Below are 15633 nucleotides of genomic sequence, written 5' to 3'. Positions count from 1 at the left end.
TAGTGGTCAAATATACCTACTCAAAGCTTGACCATTAAAACTTATAACAGAATTGAAAAAGAAATATGATCTCCTGAATATATCTTCTCTTTTTTGCGAATCTCTGCTTTAAGTGGCAGTAAATAGCCCTCTGATTGCTTGTCAGGAAATATAGATGTTTTCCAGATACTTTTACCCAGTGTGACAGTAATAGGTACAGCACCCCAGCTTCGTTTCTGATGAATGTATTTTTTTATTTCTTCAGATTGTAATTTGGAAATAAGAGCATAATGCCATCCACCAACACCTAAATAGTGCTGGACTGTTGATTCAATTTGAAAAGAAACTTCATGATCCATCATTTTAATTTCACTCAAAAGTTTAAACAGCTTATCGTTGTTATATCTATTTCATTCGCCAATTCTATTTTTTAGATAAGGCATGAGCACATTACCACTGACTTATTATTGTACAAATCCAATCAAGCAAACAAGACCTACACCTACGTATTTGATCAATTGTTGTTTGCTCTATCTCTACTTTTTAATGTTTGTTTTTTTTCAATTTATTTATTTGATTTTTCTCAATATATTCCCATCAAAATAAAAAAACTGTTCATGTTTCATAAAAAACACGAACAGCTTATATTTATATTATTGTTACATCTGCACTATCGACCAATGATGCCACGCGCCACGATTTCTTTCATGATTTCATTTGTACCACCATAAATACGCTGAATACGTGCATCTACAAAGAAACGAGAAATTGGATATTCCGTCATATAGCCATAACCACCAAACAGTTGTAGCAAGCTGTCGATGATTTTCATCTGCATATCCGTACTAAAACTTTTTAAAGCTGCTGCTGTTTCAACATCCAATTTACTTTGTTTATACAAAGCTAGATTTTGGTTATAGAATGCTGCTGTTGCCAACTCATCAATTTTTGCTTGAGCCAAAACAAAACGAGTATTTTGGAAGCTGCCAATTTTCTGACCAAACGCTTGACGTTCCTGTACATACTGAGTAGTGATATCGATTGCACCACGAATTGCACCAAGTGCCGTTGCTGCAATTGCAGTACGTTCACGAGGTAACTCTTGCATCAAATAGGCAAAACCTTGTCCTGCACTACCTAACAATTGATTTGCTGGAACTTTAACATTATCAAAGAACAGTTCTGAGGTATCTTGAGAATGCAAACCAATTTTATCGAGGTTGGTGCCCTTTTTAAAACCATCTAGATGTGTATCAACCAATAAAAGTGACACCCCTTTTGCACGTGCTTGAGGATCAGTTTTTGCTGCCAATACCACTAAATCTGCATGTTGACCATTTGAAATAAACGTTTTAGAACCATTCAAAACATAATGGTCACCATTTAAAATCGCACTACTGCGCATCCCTTGTAGGTCTGAACCTGCACCCGGTTCCGTCATTCCAATTGCGCCCACCACTTCACCTGACACCATTTTCGGTAACCAGTATTGTTTTTGTTCTTCGTTGGCAATATGCAAAATATAAGGGGCTGCAATTTCTGAATGACATGAAATCGCGGTAGACAATGCGCCATAGCCTGCACGTGCAGACTCTTCAACCAACATCAATGAATATTCAGTTGGAACGCCATAACCACCATACGCTTCAGGTACATCTACACAAAGATAGCCATTTTCACCCAATAATGACCATACTGAACGTGGCATTAAACCTTCTTTTTCCCATTGCTCATAAAATGGAGCAACGTGTTCACTCATAAAACGTTTAAAGTTATCACGAAAAAGTTCTAAATCTGCATCATATGCCAACATGTCTTGTATTCCTTTCAATCTGAGTTTTTGATTTTATGATCCCTAGCATGCTAATCATTTTTTGCAGACTTGTCATGACCACATGAGGTCATTTTTTCTGAGCATTTTTGCGAATAAAGAAAAGACTTTTCCATAAAAAAAGAGTAATCAGCTTTCCCCAATTACTCCTTAGGTTGTCAATGAATAATCAAAACTTAGAATTTATCGTCTTTAAACATCGGTAAAGAGGAATTTAGCTTGGTGATCTCACTCATCAATTTATTCACAACGGATGGAATTAAGGCATCTGCCATTTGTGCAGCTTGTAAACCTAACTTCTCGCCAAGTGTTGGCTTACGACGTGTTTGAATCACATATACGTCATGTTGTGGCAATAAGCTCAGCAAATATTCATCTGAAGTTTGCAATTTATCCACTAAATTTAAATTGCGCGCATCTTCACCATACCAGTGTTCACCTGTTGCAACTTTTTCGACATTGAGTTGCGGGCGATATTTTTCAACAAAATGCTTAAATAATTGATGCGTTTGTTGTAACTCTTCTTCAAATTTTGCTTTACCTTCTGGGGTGTTTTCACCAAACATCGTCACAGTACGTTTAAACTGACCTGCAGTATATAGCTCAAAATCAACATGATGTTCTTTTAACAGTCGATTAAAATTAGGGACTTGCGCAACAACACCAATCGAACCAACCACAGCAAATGGTGCAGAGACGATTTCACTTGCGATACACGCCATCATATAACCGCCACTCGCAGCCACTTTATCCACACAAATCGTCAGATTAAAGCCTGCATCGCGTAAACGAACCAATTGTGCAGCTGCAAGACCATAACCATGCACCATACCACCCGGGCTTTCTAAACGTACGATGACACGATCACGCCCTGCTTTTGCTGTCGCAAGAATTAATGTAATTTCTTCTCTTAAGTTTTCTACAGCTGAAGCCTGTACATCTCCTTTAAAATCTAAGACATAGATTTTTTGATTATTTTTTTTACGTACACGTGCTTCTTTTACAAACTGTTGAGTCAGTTGAAACAATTCCAATTTCGATGCAGTTGACTGAGCAATTCTTTTTCTTTGCTCATTAATTCGAGCATTTAAATGGCTGATGCGAATTTCTGCGGGTACTTTGGGTAAATGAAATAACATAGAATTTATAATCTCGAATATTCAAGGAAATGCTTTTCTAATAAGATGCGGACGGATCAGTTAAATTTCAATACACTTTTTGAAAAATTCGACAAAACTCAATTCTCTTCAACTTGATGCATGGTCAAAAGGTTTATCTATACGTTTAAAATCAACAATAACTAAATTTTAGTTATAGAATATATAGCTTTTTTTTATACTTAAAAACGCATGAAAATTCGAGCAAAGATAAGCGTTTTGAATAAATTAAGATTTTATTAATAGTTTTTACATCTAAGTTAAGCTTTGCAGATTTCAGCATATTCAGCGACTTTATCTTGAAAATAACGCAAATGCCACTTGGTAGAACTTTTGCTGGCTTTTCTTATGACAAATTCACATAAAAAAACATAGACATGTTTATATCAAACAGAAAATACAAATAATCATATATCACACATTTTAAAAATTTATATTGGGTTATTTACCAGCTCTTTTTATCTAAATAACATATTTGTTATTTTGATTAAACTATTTAAAATCAACACGTTAAAAAGAATAATTACATTTTTCAAATTTATGAACATTTGCGTGTCATTTCTTTAAAAAATGTTTAATTTTATCAACATCAAGGATAAGGATTGAGTATGGATATCTCCTCACACGATGAACACCTACCCCCTAAAAAACAAAAGTTTTATCAAATCCTCTATGTTCAGGTTATTTTTGCCATTGTACTTGGTATCCTTCTTGGACACTTTTGGCCAGATATTGGTGCAAGTTTAAAACCATTAGGTGATGCATTTATTAAACTGGTCAAAATGATTATTGCGCCTGTTATTTTCTTGACGGTTGTCACTGGAATATCAGGCATGAAACATATGGGAACTGTAGGACGAGTAACGGGTAAAGCAATGCTTTATTTCCTGACATTCTCTACACTCGCATTAATCGTCGGGATGATTGTTGCCAATATTATTAAACCAGGACAAGGTTTAAATATTGACCCTACATCATTAAAATCAGAGAAAGTTGTTGAGTACGCTGAAAAAGCACATGATGCTTCGATTGTTGACTTCTTACTGAATATTCTTCCAACAACCATCGTTAGCCCATTAACAAGTGGTGACATTCTACAAGTTCTATTTGTTGCCGTATTATTTGGTTTATCCTTGGCTGCGGTAGGAGAAAAAGGTCAACCGATTGTAGACTTCTTAAATAACCTTACAGCACCCGTATTCCATTTAGTTGGAATGCTGATGAAATTTGCTCCGATTGGTGCTTTTGGTGCAATGGCATTTACAATTGGTAAGTATGGTATTGAAAGTATTGGAAATCTTTTACTTTTAATTATGACATTCTATATCACGGCCTTACTCTTTATTCTGGTTATTTTGGGTGCTGTAGCACGTTATAATGGATTTAGAATTACAGATCTGATTCGCTATATCAAAGATGAATTATGGTTAGTTTTAGGGACCAGTTCATCTGAAGCCGCACTTCCATCATTGATGCGTAAAATGGAAAAAGCAGGCTGCGAAAAATCCGTAGTTGGCTTGGTTATTCCTACCGGTTATTCATTTAACCTCGATGGTACCAACATCTATATGACGATGGCAGCGCTCTTTATTGCACAAGCATGTAATATCGATTTGAGTATTCAAGACCAAATCTTATTATTGCTCGTTGCAATGCTGAGCTCTAAAGGCGCTGCTGGTGTTACAGGTGCTGGATTTATTACCTTAGCTGCAACATTGTCTGTTGTTCCAGCAGTTCCTGTTGCAGGTATGGCTTTAATTCTAGGTATTGACCGCTTTATGTCTGAATGCCGTGCACTGACCAATTTAGTCGGTAATGCGTGTGCAACGATTGTTGTGGCACGTTGGGACAATGCTTTAGACAAAGACAAACTGGCTGCTGCATTCGCTCATCCGAGTAAAGCACACTATGATGCTAAAGCAGTTGAACAACATCGTGAAGATCCAATCGATTAAAAACATCCGATAAGCAATATTTGTAATAAGAAGGAGCTTTTGAGCTCCTTTTTTATATAAAGCAACTATGAGTAGATCAGAAAATTACAACTAACAATCAACTGCTATTCGCATATAAAATGAGGTACTAACCGAAAAATAGGTTTAATACATAAAGCTTAAAATGATGTATTTCTTAAAAAAGCATTTGTCTAATTTACCCATTCTCAATAGATTGGTTTTATTCAAACAACTTAAACAAAAATACTTCATTCAAAAGACTTAACGAAAACCGTATTCCCCCTATTTCAGTACTCATCAAAGAAAAGATTTAGACGATCCATTCATTATTTTAAAGCTTAAGTTTTTAATAGTTTTTGATCCACCATTCTCATCAATTTGATTCATTGCATCAGATGCTTATATACTTTATCTATAAAAAAAGAGCCTTTCGGCCCTTTAATTTCACATCTAAACTTATCTTGATTAATATTCTACTTAACCGAAACGGCCGGTAATATAAGCTTCAGTCAATTGGTGATCTGGTTGAGTAAAGACTTTCTCTGTAGAGTTCACTTCGATTAAGTCACCTAAATGGAAGTATGCTGTACGATCAGAAACACGCGCTGCTTGTTGCATGGAGTGGGTTACAATTGCGATTGTATATTGCGTAGAAAGCTCAGAGATTAACTCCTCAACTTTTGCTGTTGCAATTGGATCGAGTGCAGAACATGGTTCATCCATTAAAATCACTTCAGGGCTTACCGCAATCGTACGTGCAATACACAAACGTTGTTGCTGACCACCTGAAAGACCTGTACCTGGCTGACTTAAACGATCTTTAACTTCATCCCACAAACCTGCTTTACGCAAGCTATTTTCAACAATCTCTTCTAAATCATACTTATCTTTGGCCAAACCATGCAGTTTAGGCCCATAAGCAACATTATCAAAAATTGATTTAGGGAACGGGTTTGGTTTTTGAAATACCATTCCAACTTGAGCACGAAGCAACACAACATCTAGATTTGGATCATAAATGTCTTGGTTGTCTAAGCGCACTTTACCTGTTACACGGCAAGTATCAATCGTATCATTCATACGGTTCAAGGTACGTAGAAATGTTGATTTACCACAACCTGATGGTCCAATAAATGCAATCACTTCATTTTCATAAACTTGAAGATCAATACCCTTAATCGCTTCTGCGTCACCATAGTAAACATGCACATCTTCAGCACTAAGTTTCACAGTTGTATTTTTTTCTTTCTTCGGTGTCGAAGACTCAAACTGGGAGACAAAAGAAGTGCTTGCTTGCTTTTGCTTACTATCAGTCGATGTAAATTGAGATTGTTCAGAATTCACGGTTGTATCCTGTCTTAAGGAATTTTTAGTTTCTACAGTATTCATCTCTATTCTGCCCTCTTTTACCAGCGAACTTCAAATTTCTTACGTAACCAAATTGCAAAGCTGTTTAATCCGACCATAAGTGCCAATAACACAATGATGGCTGCAGCCGTACGCCCTTCGAAGAAGTTACGTAATTCATTACCTTGCCATAAGTAAACTTGAACAGGTAAAGCCGTAGATTGATCTAATGGAGATACTGGAATATTTGCAACGAAAGCGCTCATACCAATTAATAGTAATGGTGCGGTTTCACCCAATGCATGAGCAATACCAATAATCGCACCTGTCATAATCCCCGGTAGAGCCAAAGGCAATACATGGTGGAATACAGTTTGTAAACGAGAAGCACCAATACCTAACGCCGCTTGGCGAATTGATGGTGGTACTGCTTTCAATGAAGCACGTGTGGTAATAATTACTGTAGGCAAAGTCATTAAACTTAAGACCAAACCACCAACCAAAGGTGCGGATATAGGTAAATGCATCCAACCAATAAAGATGGCAGCACCCAATAAACCAAATACAATCGATGGAACTGCTGCAAGGTTATTGATATTGACTTCAATGATGTCAGTAATAAAGTTTTTCGGTGCAAACTCTTCTAGATAAATCGCACTTGCTACACCCAATGGAATAGAAATCGCGATCACAATTAACATCATGAACAATGAACCCATAAATGCACCAGCCAAACCTGCTGTTGCTGGTGAGCTGCGTGAATCTGGGTTGGTGAACATTTGCGTGTTAAAAGTACGGTTAATAATCCCTTTCGCAGCCAAGTCATCAGAAAGTTTACGTACTTCTGGACTAAGTTGTTGCTGCTCATCAGGCAATGAACGATCGATATGACCAGCCAACCACACATCAATATTGGCATCAGCAAGGAAATTAAGTTCTACCGTTTTACCAATCAATGCTGGGTCTTTAAAAACCATATCACGGATACGATATGCTTCTGAACTGGTGTAAATACTTGAAAGATCATCACGACGACTTTCGAGTGCAGGGTCTTTTGCAATGATTGCATTTACAATCAATGCATCCCAATCGACCATACCCATTTTAGTTTGCCAGTCGACATAACGCTCTTGAAATACAGCAGGAGATTCGCCCACTTTTTGTGTTGGTTTTGGTCCAGCATCAATCATACTTGGATCAAAATACACAGGTACAGTCATACTTGCTTGCCAAAATGCTGGCAACCCTTTGTATAAGATACTTCCAAATAAAATTGCAACAAATGCCAAACCAATAATCACTGCTGAAAAACCAGCAAAACGGAAGGTCTTTTCTTTACGATGGCGTTTTGACAATGAGCTGGCGATTTTAGCTTTACGTTTTTCTCGCAACTCAGCGGCAGCTTGAGGATCAAATACATTTTGATCCACAGGAGATGTATTCGATGTACTCATTCGTATTGCTCACGATATTTACGCACAATATAAAGTGCGACAATGTTTAAACACAATGTAATGGTAAATAAAGTTAAACCCAGTGCAAACGCAACCAATGCCTGCGGACTTGCAAAGTCTGTGTCGCCTGTTAATTGTTTTACAATCGTTACAGTAACAGTTGAAACAGCTTCAAGTGGATTGATATGTAACAATGGACTATTACCAGCAGCAAGTACCACAATCATGGTTTCACCGACTGCACGAGATACTGCAAGTAAGAATGCACCCGTAATACCTGGTAAGGCAGCTGGAAGAACCACTTGACGAATGGTTTCAGATTTGGTCGCACCTAAACCTAAAGAACCATCACGTAAGGCACGTGGCACTTGAGTTATAATGTCATCTGACAAAGAAGATACGAATGGGATAATCATAATACCCATTGCAAAACCTGCTGTTAATGCACTGGTCGCATTGACTTCAACACCAATAGAATCACCAATTGATTTGAAGATTGGGCCAATCACCATCATGGCAAAAACACCATAAACAATGGTTGGAATACCCGCTAAAACTTCAATTGTCGGCTTTGCCCATGAACGGAATCGAGGAGAAGCATATTCAGCAAGATAAATTGCAATCATTAAACCCAGTGGAACAGCAACCAGTAGCGCAATACCACTGACCATGAGTGTTCCCCACAGTAATGGTAATAAACCATAACTTCCTTCAGCATTACCTGAAGTACTAAAGCCAGGATTCCACTCTGTACCAAAGAAGAAGTCGATTGGACTTACAAACTGGAAAAAGTGCATCGCCTCACTGAACATCGACATCACAATACCCACAGTCGTGAGAATCGCAACACCTGAACACAGGATCAAAACAACGTTAATGGTTTTTTCAACTTCGTTACGTGCACGAAATTGTTGACTAATTCTTTTTCTTGCCCAAATCAATCCAAGGATCGCAGCACAAGTTACCACAGCAAACTTTGCAAACGAGCCAATTCTTTCAAATTTTGAGAGTTGTTCTGCAGCTGCAACCTCATAAGCTGCTGGCGTATCTGTCACACCAAAGCCAGAGGCAATTGCTTTAATACGATCTACCAGTACATCTACCCCAGCTGTATCTAGCGATGAAGCAATATTTGCTGGAACATTTTTTAAAATTAGATGTTGTAAAACACTTGGTTCTACCAAGTTCCAAACAATCAAAATTAAAAAAGCTGGGATTCCACACCACAACGCCACCAAAGAGCCATAATAGCCAGGACGTGAATGTAAAATTGCAGTGTTATTTCCCTTACCTGCTAGGCTTCGGCTTTTTCGTAGCCCGATTTGATATGCGATAGCGATTAAAGCCAATAACACGCCAATGAGTAGCAGATTCATGTATTCTCCACCGTTTTTTCAATTTTAATGATTTGAAAAAACTCTACTTAGCAAGGAAAGCCGATGGTAGTCACCCACCATCAGCTCCATTATTGCGGTTTTATTATTTACCAGCTTTAAAACCAGCCAATACTTTTGCACGTTCAGCGTCAGACAATGAAATCAAACCAGCTTTGTCTAGCTTAGAACCTTTACCAGATACTTTCTTGTTAAGGAAGTATTCAGTATATTCTTTTAAGCCTTTGATTGACTGTAAATGCTCACCTTTAACATAGAAGTATAAAGGACGAGATACAGGGTAAGTACCATTTAGTACAGTTTGCTCAGAAGGAACAACGTTGTTCACTGTCGCAACACGTAATTTATCTTTGTTTTGGTCATAGAAACCTAAGCCAAATACACCTACCGCACTTGGAGATGTTTTTAAACGTGCTAGAGTTTCAGTATAATCACCAGCAATTTCAATTACTTTACCGTCTTTACGGAAGTTAGAACATGCTTTTTTCTGTGCATCTTTGTCTAACTTTTTGAAGTAATCGTAAGTTTCGCAACCCGCTTCAACCATTTTCTCTTGGAACACTTCACGTGTACCGTGGTTAGAAGCTGGAACAACTAAAGTAATTGGCTCATTTGGAAGCGATTTATCAATTTGGTTCCAACGTGTATATGGGTTTGGTACCAATTTACCATTTGATGGTAATTCAGCTGCTAGGGCTGCAAATACATGTTGTGGACGTAATTTATAAGCTGCTTTGCTTGCATTTGAAGCAAAAACGATACCGTCATAACCGATTTTTATTTCTTGGATTTTATTTACGCCAGCTTTTTTACATGCTGCAATTTCAGTATCTTTAATTTTACGTGAAGCATTTGCGATATCAATTGTGTTATCGCCTACACCTGAACAGAACTGTTTAAGACCAGCTGAACTACCGCCTGAGCCAACTACAGGTGCTTTAAATTGAGGGAAAGTATTACCAAATTCTTCAGCAACAATACTCGCATAAGGAAGTACAGTAGAAGAACCAGCGATTTGGATGGTATCACGAGCGTTTGCTGCTACTGCTGCCCCTGAAACTGCTAATGCAAGTGCGATGTGATTAATGCGCATTCTTTTCTCTCTTAAATAAACTGCTATTTTGAAGTACACCACTTCTTGTTGTGTCGTACTTTTCGGATAACTGCATTTTGATTTTAAAATATGACAAATAAGTTACAGCTTTATGACGCTTTTATGATATTTGATAATTCACATTTGATTTTATTAAAAATCTTTTAAATTCAATATGTAATCAACTGTGTTCTATTTTTTAAATTTGAGGATATTACAATTCAAATTGTAATATTTCATGTGTATGTCACAAAAGCTGTATTGAGGTTTACCCATTTCAAGCGACACTCTATGTCGTGATAGCCTTATTTTCTCATCTAAAAACCATTAAGATAAATAAAAAGAGCAATTTAAATGATCAGATTAAATCGTAAAGAATGGCATGAAACTTTTCTAAAAATGGTAGCCTCAGCCAGCATGATCACGTTTATTATCTATATGAGTTGTTGGATTATTTACTTTTTATTGGCACAAATTAGTCAATACAATCTGATCCAAAATATTGTCATTAGTTTTAGCTTCATCAGTTTATTTATATTAACCATGCAAACCTTACGTTCAATGTATCAGGTCTACTATTTGCCTTTAATGAATAGTTGCAGGTTAAATTATCAAAAAATTATTTTCTTTTGCAGCAGTTTCTCCATCGCACTTATTGTAGTCAGCTCATTTTTATTAAATTTTGGAAAAATGTTAAAAGATTATTACAGCTAAGCAGATATAAATGATCGCCGCTGCGCATGCCTACTATGCAATCAAGTGTTCTATTTTTCTTAATCATTCCACACAATAATTGAAATTTCAAAGAACACAGCATTGTTTTATATTCAAATGAGCATTCCCTAAAAGATTTGAATATGAATAGCAAAACACTGAACAACTTTAACCCAGACCTCCCCGTTCATATGAGTTTCTCCGAACATGACTGGCAGCTCTTAGCCCAATATTGGTATCCAATTGCATTAGCAAAAGATATTACTGAGCAACCACTCGGAACCATGTTGCTGGATATGCCATTGGTCATTTATAAAATAGATACTGAAATCATTGTTGCCAAAGATGCCTGCCCACATCGCGGTGTTCCTTTAAGCATCGGAACAAATGATGGTCAAGGTATCGTTTGCCGTTATCATGGTTTACGCTTTGGTGAAAATGGAAAATGTAATCGTATACCTGCACACCCGAATCATAAAATTTCGGACCGTTTCCACCTAAAAACCTATGCTGCTGTTGAACATTATGGATTAATCTGGTGTTCACTTTTAGCAAAAAAACAGGATATAGCCAATATTCCAAACATGCCGCATTGGGATGAGACCACGTACCAACAACTGGTTTGTCCTCAAGTCGATTTAAAATGCTTTGCTGGTCGACAATTGGAAGGCTTTATCGATGTTGCTCATTTTGCATGGGTACATCCAGAAACTTTTGGTGATCCAGAAAATACTGAAGTGCCTGATTACACCACACAAGAAACAGACTATGGTTTTAGTGCTGATTATATCAGTAGTGTGGGTCGTTACCCAATTGGTCTAGATCAATTAGGACAAGCGGATTTTCAATGGTTACGCCATTTTGAAATTCATTTACCTTTTACCGCAACATTAACCATTCATTTCCCCAATCAAGCGAAACAGGTCATTATGAATGCTGCCTCGCCCATGACAGCACGTAGTACTCGATTATTTGCCCCCATTTGTCGTAACTATGATCAAGATTTACCAATAGAAGATGCTTACGAATACAACCTTAAAATCTTTGAAGAAGACCGTTTGATCGTTGAGACACAAAAACCAGAATATCTACCTTTAGATTTATCCATTGAGGCGCACTTCCCTGCTGATCGCAGTTCAAGTATGTATCGCCGTTTATTAAGGAAAATTGGATTTAGCCCATTATTCGCCGCATAAATCAGTTTCATCACCATGTTTTATAGAAGTTGATCAGGCTTCTTTAAAACAATAAAACCTGAATGTATCGCTCTATATATTTATATTTTTTCCAGTTGATTAAATTTAACTCAAAAGTTTCTATTAAAATTGCACTCTTCGATTAAAAGATTAAAATGCACATTACATAAATGAAGTGACTCCAATTAGGTGGTATAACATGCAACAAATGTGGTCAGACATCGATGCCTATATCGAATCACATTTAATTCCTGAAGATCCAATCCTCATACAAACATTAAAAAACACTGAGGATAAAGGATTTCCAGACCACCTTGCTGTTGCCGCAAATCAAGGCATGTTATTGCAAATGTTGATTCAAATGAACAAGTGCAAACGTGTTTTAGAATTAGGTACTTTTGCAGCGTATAGCACCATGTGGTTAGCCCGTGCGCTACCTGAAGATGGCTATATTTTAACGATTGAAGGTCGTGATACGCATGCTGCTTTAGGTCAAGAAAATATAGATCAGGCCAAGCTCAAACAAACCGTTGAATTAAAGTGTGGTCGTGCAGCTGATATTTTAAAAGCGTTGCCTGAAGCTACAGAACCTTTTGACTTTATTTTTGTCGATGCTGATAAACAAAGCTATCCTGAATATTTAGAATTAAGCTTAAACCTGTCGCATTCAGGTACAGTGATTGTTTTGGACAACGTGATTCGTGCTGGTGACATTCTTGACCCAGACAATGTGAAACCAAGTATTGAAGGGATCCGTGACATGTATAAAGCCATGCAAAACCATCCTAAAATTCTGTCATGTACAGCTTTGCAAACTGTAGGTAGCAAAGGACATGATGGTTTTGCTATTGCGATAGTAAAATAAAGCATGCTGATTTAATTTTTAAAACTGCTATTTAGATAGCAGTTTTTTTTATAGCTAAAATTTTAATAAGTCCATCGTAGCTTCAATCATTCTCTTAGAGTTATCCCCTGAACTTGTTTGTAGAATTGTGGATAACTCAATAATGCTTTAATAAATACATGAAAATAAAACACTTTTAATCGTCGATTAATTTTCAACCAGTTAAATTCATGGTTCATGAAAAAGTGCTTGCATTTCAAAATGCAATATTTTTATCAAATTTTTTAATCAAAAAAAATGCCACAAATCATATTATTTGTGGCATTTCATCTCTTCTGTTTGATCGGTCATTTGACTGAATCTCGATTGCTCAATCGCGTTGTCTTTTATCTTCAAATCAAACTTATTTTGCGACCAACAATGGAACTGCAGCGTTTCTAAAAATAGTGGTCGTTACACTACCCAAAAAGAATTGATGAATTTTACTATGACTAAATGCACCTAGAACAATCAATTGAATTTGATGCTGATCTTGATAATCCAAAATATTTTCAGCAACATCACCATAACGGTACTCTACCACCACATCTAAACCTGCATCTTTTAAACGTTGCGCAGGCTCATTGAGAATTTCAGGATGATCACCGACATAGAGTAAATGGCATTGTAAAAGTTTAAGCAAATCACTTTTTTCAACACGTTTTAGCATTTTTTGACATGTTTCTGAAAGCTCATAAGCAAAAATAAACCGTGTAGGTGGTTTAAATGTTTGCCCAACAGTTAATACGGTACTTTTGGTTCCACGAATAAAGTTTTCAACATTACTGCCCAATATTTTATTCTTCTCAGCTGAACGCTCACCCACTCGACCGATGACAGCGATATCATCTTCAGTCAATTCATTGAAGCTTTGTTCGAGAAAATCACCTTTGGCTTGAATTTGAATTGGTGTGATATTGTATTTTTCTTGAATCATTTCAGAAATATGCTTGAGTAAATTGTTACTGTAATCCAGTGCTAACTCACTTTGCTTTTGTTCAAGTTCAGCCAGCTCTTTAAGTAACATCGCATTACTTTCAAAGCCAATTACCCCACTAATTTCCCCTAAATGATAACTTGCAGGGTAATAATCCAATACTTGCAATAAAACCAGTTCACGACCAGTTTTTTGAGCAATCCATGCGGCTGCTTCTGCCAATGCATTGATGCACGGAGAAGAGTCAATACAAGCCACTACTCTGTTCATTTTAACCTCGCTTTAGCTTTACAGCTTTGGGTCTATATTATTTTAAATTAGCATAAGTTTTTATAAGTTTGGACAACTTTATGTAATTAATTCCATAATTTAATTATGTATTTGTACAAACTGTGCGTTCATTCACGATAACGAATAAAACGCGCTGGGTTCCCTGCCACAATTTCTCGTTCAGCTACATTTTTAGTGACCATACTATTCATTCCAATCACCGCATGTGAAGCAATTTTTACACCATCTTTCACACCAACATGCGCGCCCAACCAGACGTCCTGACCAATTTCAATGCCTTTGGAAGTCACAGCTTGTTGATAAACCGGAATATTCAAATCCATCCCATGATCAAAAGCATAAAGATGACAATAGGCAGCTATTCGGACTTGATCATGCAATTTAATACCGACTTTGCCCCCATCTAAAATACAATGATGATTGATCGCGACTTCATTACCAATCTCTAACGGTCCATGCAAGGTACAATCTGCCGCAATAAAAGTATTATCCCCAATGACAATTTTCCGACCAGGCTCAGCAAAAATATGCGCCAATGGTGAAATAAAACAATTTTGACCTATTTCAACAGTTTCCATTGCCATCAAATACGCTTGATACTGCTGCTGCCACTGCTCAGCCCAAACTCGATTTTTCGGTTTAAGTGAATAATACAGCCACGGCATATAATTTAAGCGATGCTTATGTTGTTCACGATATTTCAATAATGGGTCTTGTTCAATCATCAACGTCTTCCAACAATTTAAGTTGCTCACGCCCGCGCGTTACATCTTGAATTTTTAACTTAATTGGATCAATTTGATGTATTTGTAATAATGCTTCAACTTCAACCCCCTCAGTAGTATATTGTTCTGTATATTCAATGTCTTGAGTATTCAATTCATACTGAAAAATTGACCATTCGCTAAATTGGCATTGAAAATAAATTTTCTTCTTTTCAATTAGTTCTATTTTTTCAGCCAAAAGCAGACATTGCCCTGCACAACCACCATAGGCACGAACTAAACCACCTGTGCCCAACTTGATGCCACCATACCAACGATTGACCAATACAATTGCATTGGTTAAATCATTGCCCTCAATGGTCGCAAGGATCGGGCGACCTGCTGTACCTGAAGGTTCACCATCGTCATTAAAACGAACATTATGACCTATTTTCCATGCCCAACATTGATGTGTTGTTGTTAGATCTAAATGTTTTTCCAGAAACATTTTAACTTGCTGTTCATTTTCAACAGGCGCTGCAATGGCTTGAAATCGACTCTTTTTAATATCTTCCTCAAAAATCGTTTCGGATACAAGTGTATAAACCATAATGAAAATAAAACATTCAAACTCAATATATTGCCATTATAACGTGCTTTTAAAATACATTGGACAATAAAAAACCCTAAGCGAACTT

13 protein-coding genes are annotated in these 15633 nt (G+C 36.9%); 3 read left to right on the top strand and 10 right to left on the bottom strand.

All coding sequences use genetic code 11. From position 1 onward, the window contains the following. Positions 1–41 precede the first annotated feature (41 nt). From ACQ7EO_RS08245 to sohB, 3 genes are all read right to left on the bottom strand, one after another. A complete protein-coding gene (locus ACQ7EO_RS08245; RefSeq protein WP_004822562.1) occupies positions 42–341 on the bottom strand; it encodes a DUF1905 domain-containing protein in 300 nt (99 codons plus the stop codon). Between the two features lie 308 nt (positions 342–649). Then, complete coding sequence (locus ACQ7EO_RS08240) at positions 650–1792, bottom strand: acyl-CoA dehydrogenase family protein (RefSeq protein ID WP_004719235.1); 1143 nt, start codon at positions 1790–1792, stop codon at positions 650–652. 194 nt (positions 1793–1986) lie between these two features. Continuing rightward, a complete protein-coding gene (gene sohB, locus ACQ7EO_RS08235) occupies positions 1987–2949 on the bottom strand; it encodes a protease SohB (RefSeq protein ID WP_004822565.1) in 963 nt (320 codons plus the stop codon). Between the two features lie 626 nt (positions 2950–3575). On the opposite strand from sohB, the gene ACQ7EO_RS08230 reads away from it, so the two are divergent. Further along, a complete protein-coding gene (locus ACQ7EO_RS08230) occupies positions 3576–4922 on the top strand; it encodes a dicarboxylate/amino acid:cation symporter (RefSeq protein ID WP_004719230.1) in 1347 nt (448 codons plus the stop codon). A 477-nt stretch (positions 4923–5399) separates the two neighbouring features. Here ACQ7EO_RS08230 and pstB read toward each other — a convergent pair whose 3' ends face one another. The 4 genes from pstB to ACQ7EO_RS08210 all read right to left on the bottom strand — a co-directional run bounded on the left by pstB (position 5400) and on the right by ACQ7EO_RS08210 (position 10210). Further along, the gene (gene pstB, locus ACQ7EO_RS08225) at positions 5400–6311 is read right to left on the bottom strand and encodes a phosphate ABC transporter ATP-binding protein PstB (protein ID WP_004719228.1); all 912 of its coding nucleotides are present in this window, start codon (positions 6309–6311) and stop codon (positions 5400–5402) included. A gap of 17 nt (positions 6312–6328) precedes the next feature. Further along, positions 6329–7723, bottom strand: a complete 1395-nt coding sequence (gene pstA / locus ACQ7EO_RS08220; RefSeq protein WP_004822568.1) for a phosphate ABC transporter permease PstA — start codon at positions 7721–7723, stop codon at positions 6329–6331. Continuing rightward, positions 7720–9099 (bottom strand): phosphate ABC transporter permease subunit PstC, encoded by a 1380-nt coding sequence (gene pstC / locus ACQ7EO_RS08215; RefSeq protein ID WP_004822570.1) that lies wholly within the window; start codon positions 9097–9099, stop codon positions 7720–7722. Before pstC ends, pstA begins: the two co-directional genes overlap by 4 nt. Before the next feature lie 103 nt (positions 9100–9202). Beyond that, the gene (locus ACQ7EO_RS08210) at positions 9203–10210 is read right to left on the bottom strand and encodes a substrate-binding domain-containing protein (RefSeq protein ID WP_004822573.1); all 1008 of its coding nucleotides are present in this window, start codon (positions 10208–10210) and stop codon (positions 9203–9205) included. 857 nt (positions 10211–11067) lie between these two features. On the opposite strand from ACQ7EO_RS08210, the gene ACQ7EO_RS08205 reads away from it, so the two are divergent. Beyond that, the gene (locus ACQ7EO_RS08205) at positions 11068–12120 is read left to right on the top strand and encodes a Rieske 2Fe-2S domain-containing protein (protein ID WP_434279369.1); all 1053 of its coding nucleotides are present in this window, start codon (positions 11068–11070) and stop codon (positions 12118–12120) included. Positions 12121–12319: 199 nt separating this feature from the next. After that, a complete protein-coding gene (locus ACQ7EO_RS08200; protein ID WP_004822576.1) occupies positions 12320–12985 on the top strand; it encodes an O-methyltransferase in 666 nt (221 codons plus the stop codon). Positions 12986–13367: 382 nt separating this feature from the next. On the opposite strand, the gene ACQ7EO_RS08195 is transcribed toward ACQ7EO_RS08200, so the two are convergent. The 3 genes from ACQ7EO_RS08195 to ACQ7EO_RS08185 all read right to left on the bottom strand — a co-directional run bounded on the left by ACQ7EO_RS08195 (position 13368) and on the right by ACQ7EO_RS08185 (position 15545). Next, entirely contained in the window at positions 13368–14210 is an 843-nt protein-coding gene (locus ACQ7EO_RS08195; protein ID WP_004719212.1) for a universal stress protein, read from the bottom strand. Positions 14211–14338: 128 nt separating this feature from the next. Continuing rightward, entirely contained in the window at positions 14339–14956 is a 618-nt protein-coding gene (locus ACQ7EO_RS08190; RefSeq protein WP_096734469.1) for an acyltransferase, read from the bottom strand. Next, a complete protein-coding gene (locus ACQ7EO_RS08185) occupies positions 14949–15545 on the bottom strand; it encodes an IMPACT family protein (RefSeq protein ID WP_434279368.1) in 597 nt (198 codons plus the stop codon). Before ACQ7EO_RS08185 ends, ACQ7EO_RS08190 begins: the two co-directional genes overlap by 8 nt. Positions 15546–15633 lie beyond the last annotated feature (88 nt).

The sequence above is a fragment of the Acinetobacter sp. CE-15 genome (genome assembly GCF_051059255.1).
In the GTDB taxonomy this organism is placed as follows: domain Bacteria; phylum Pseudomonadota; class Gammaproteobacteria; order Pseudomonadales; family Moraxellaceae; genus Acinetobacter; species Acinetobacter guillouiae.
Note: the sequence above shows the minus strand (reverse complement) of the source record. Positions and strands in the feature narration are given on the sequence as shown.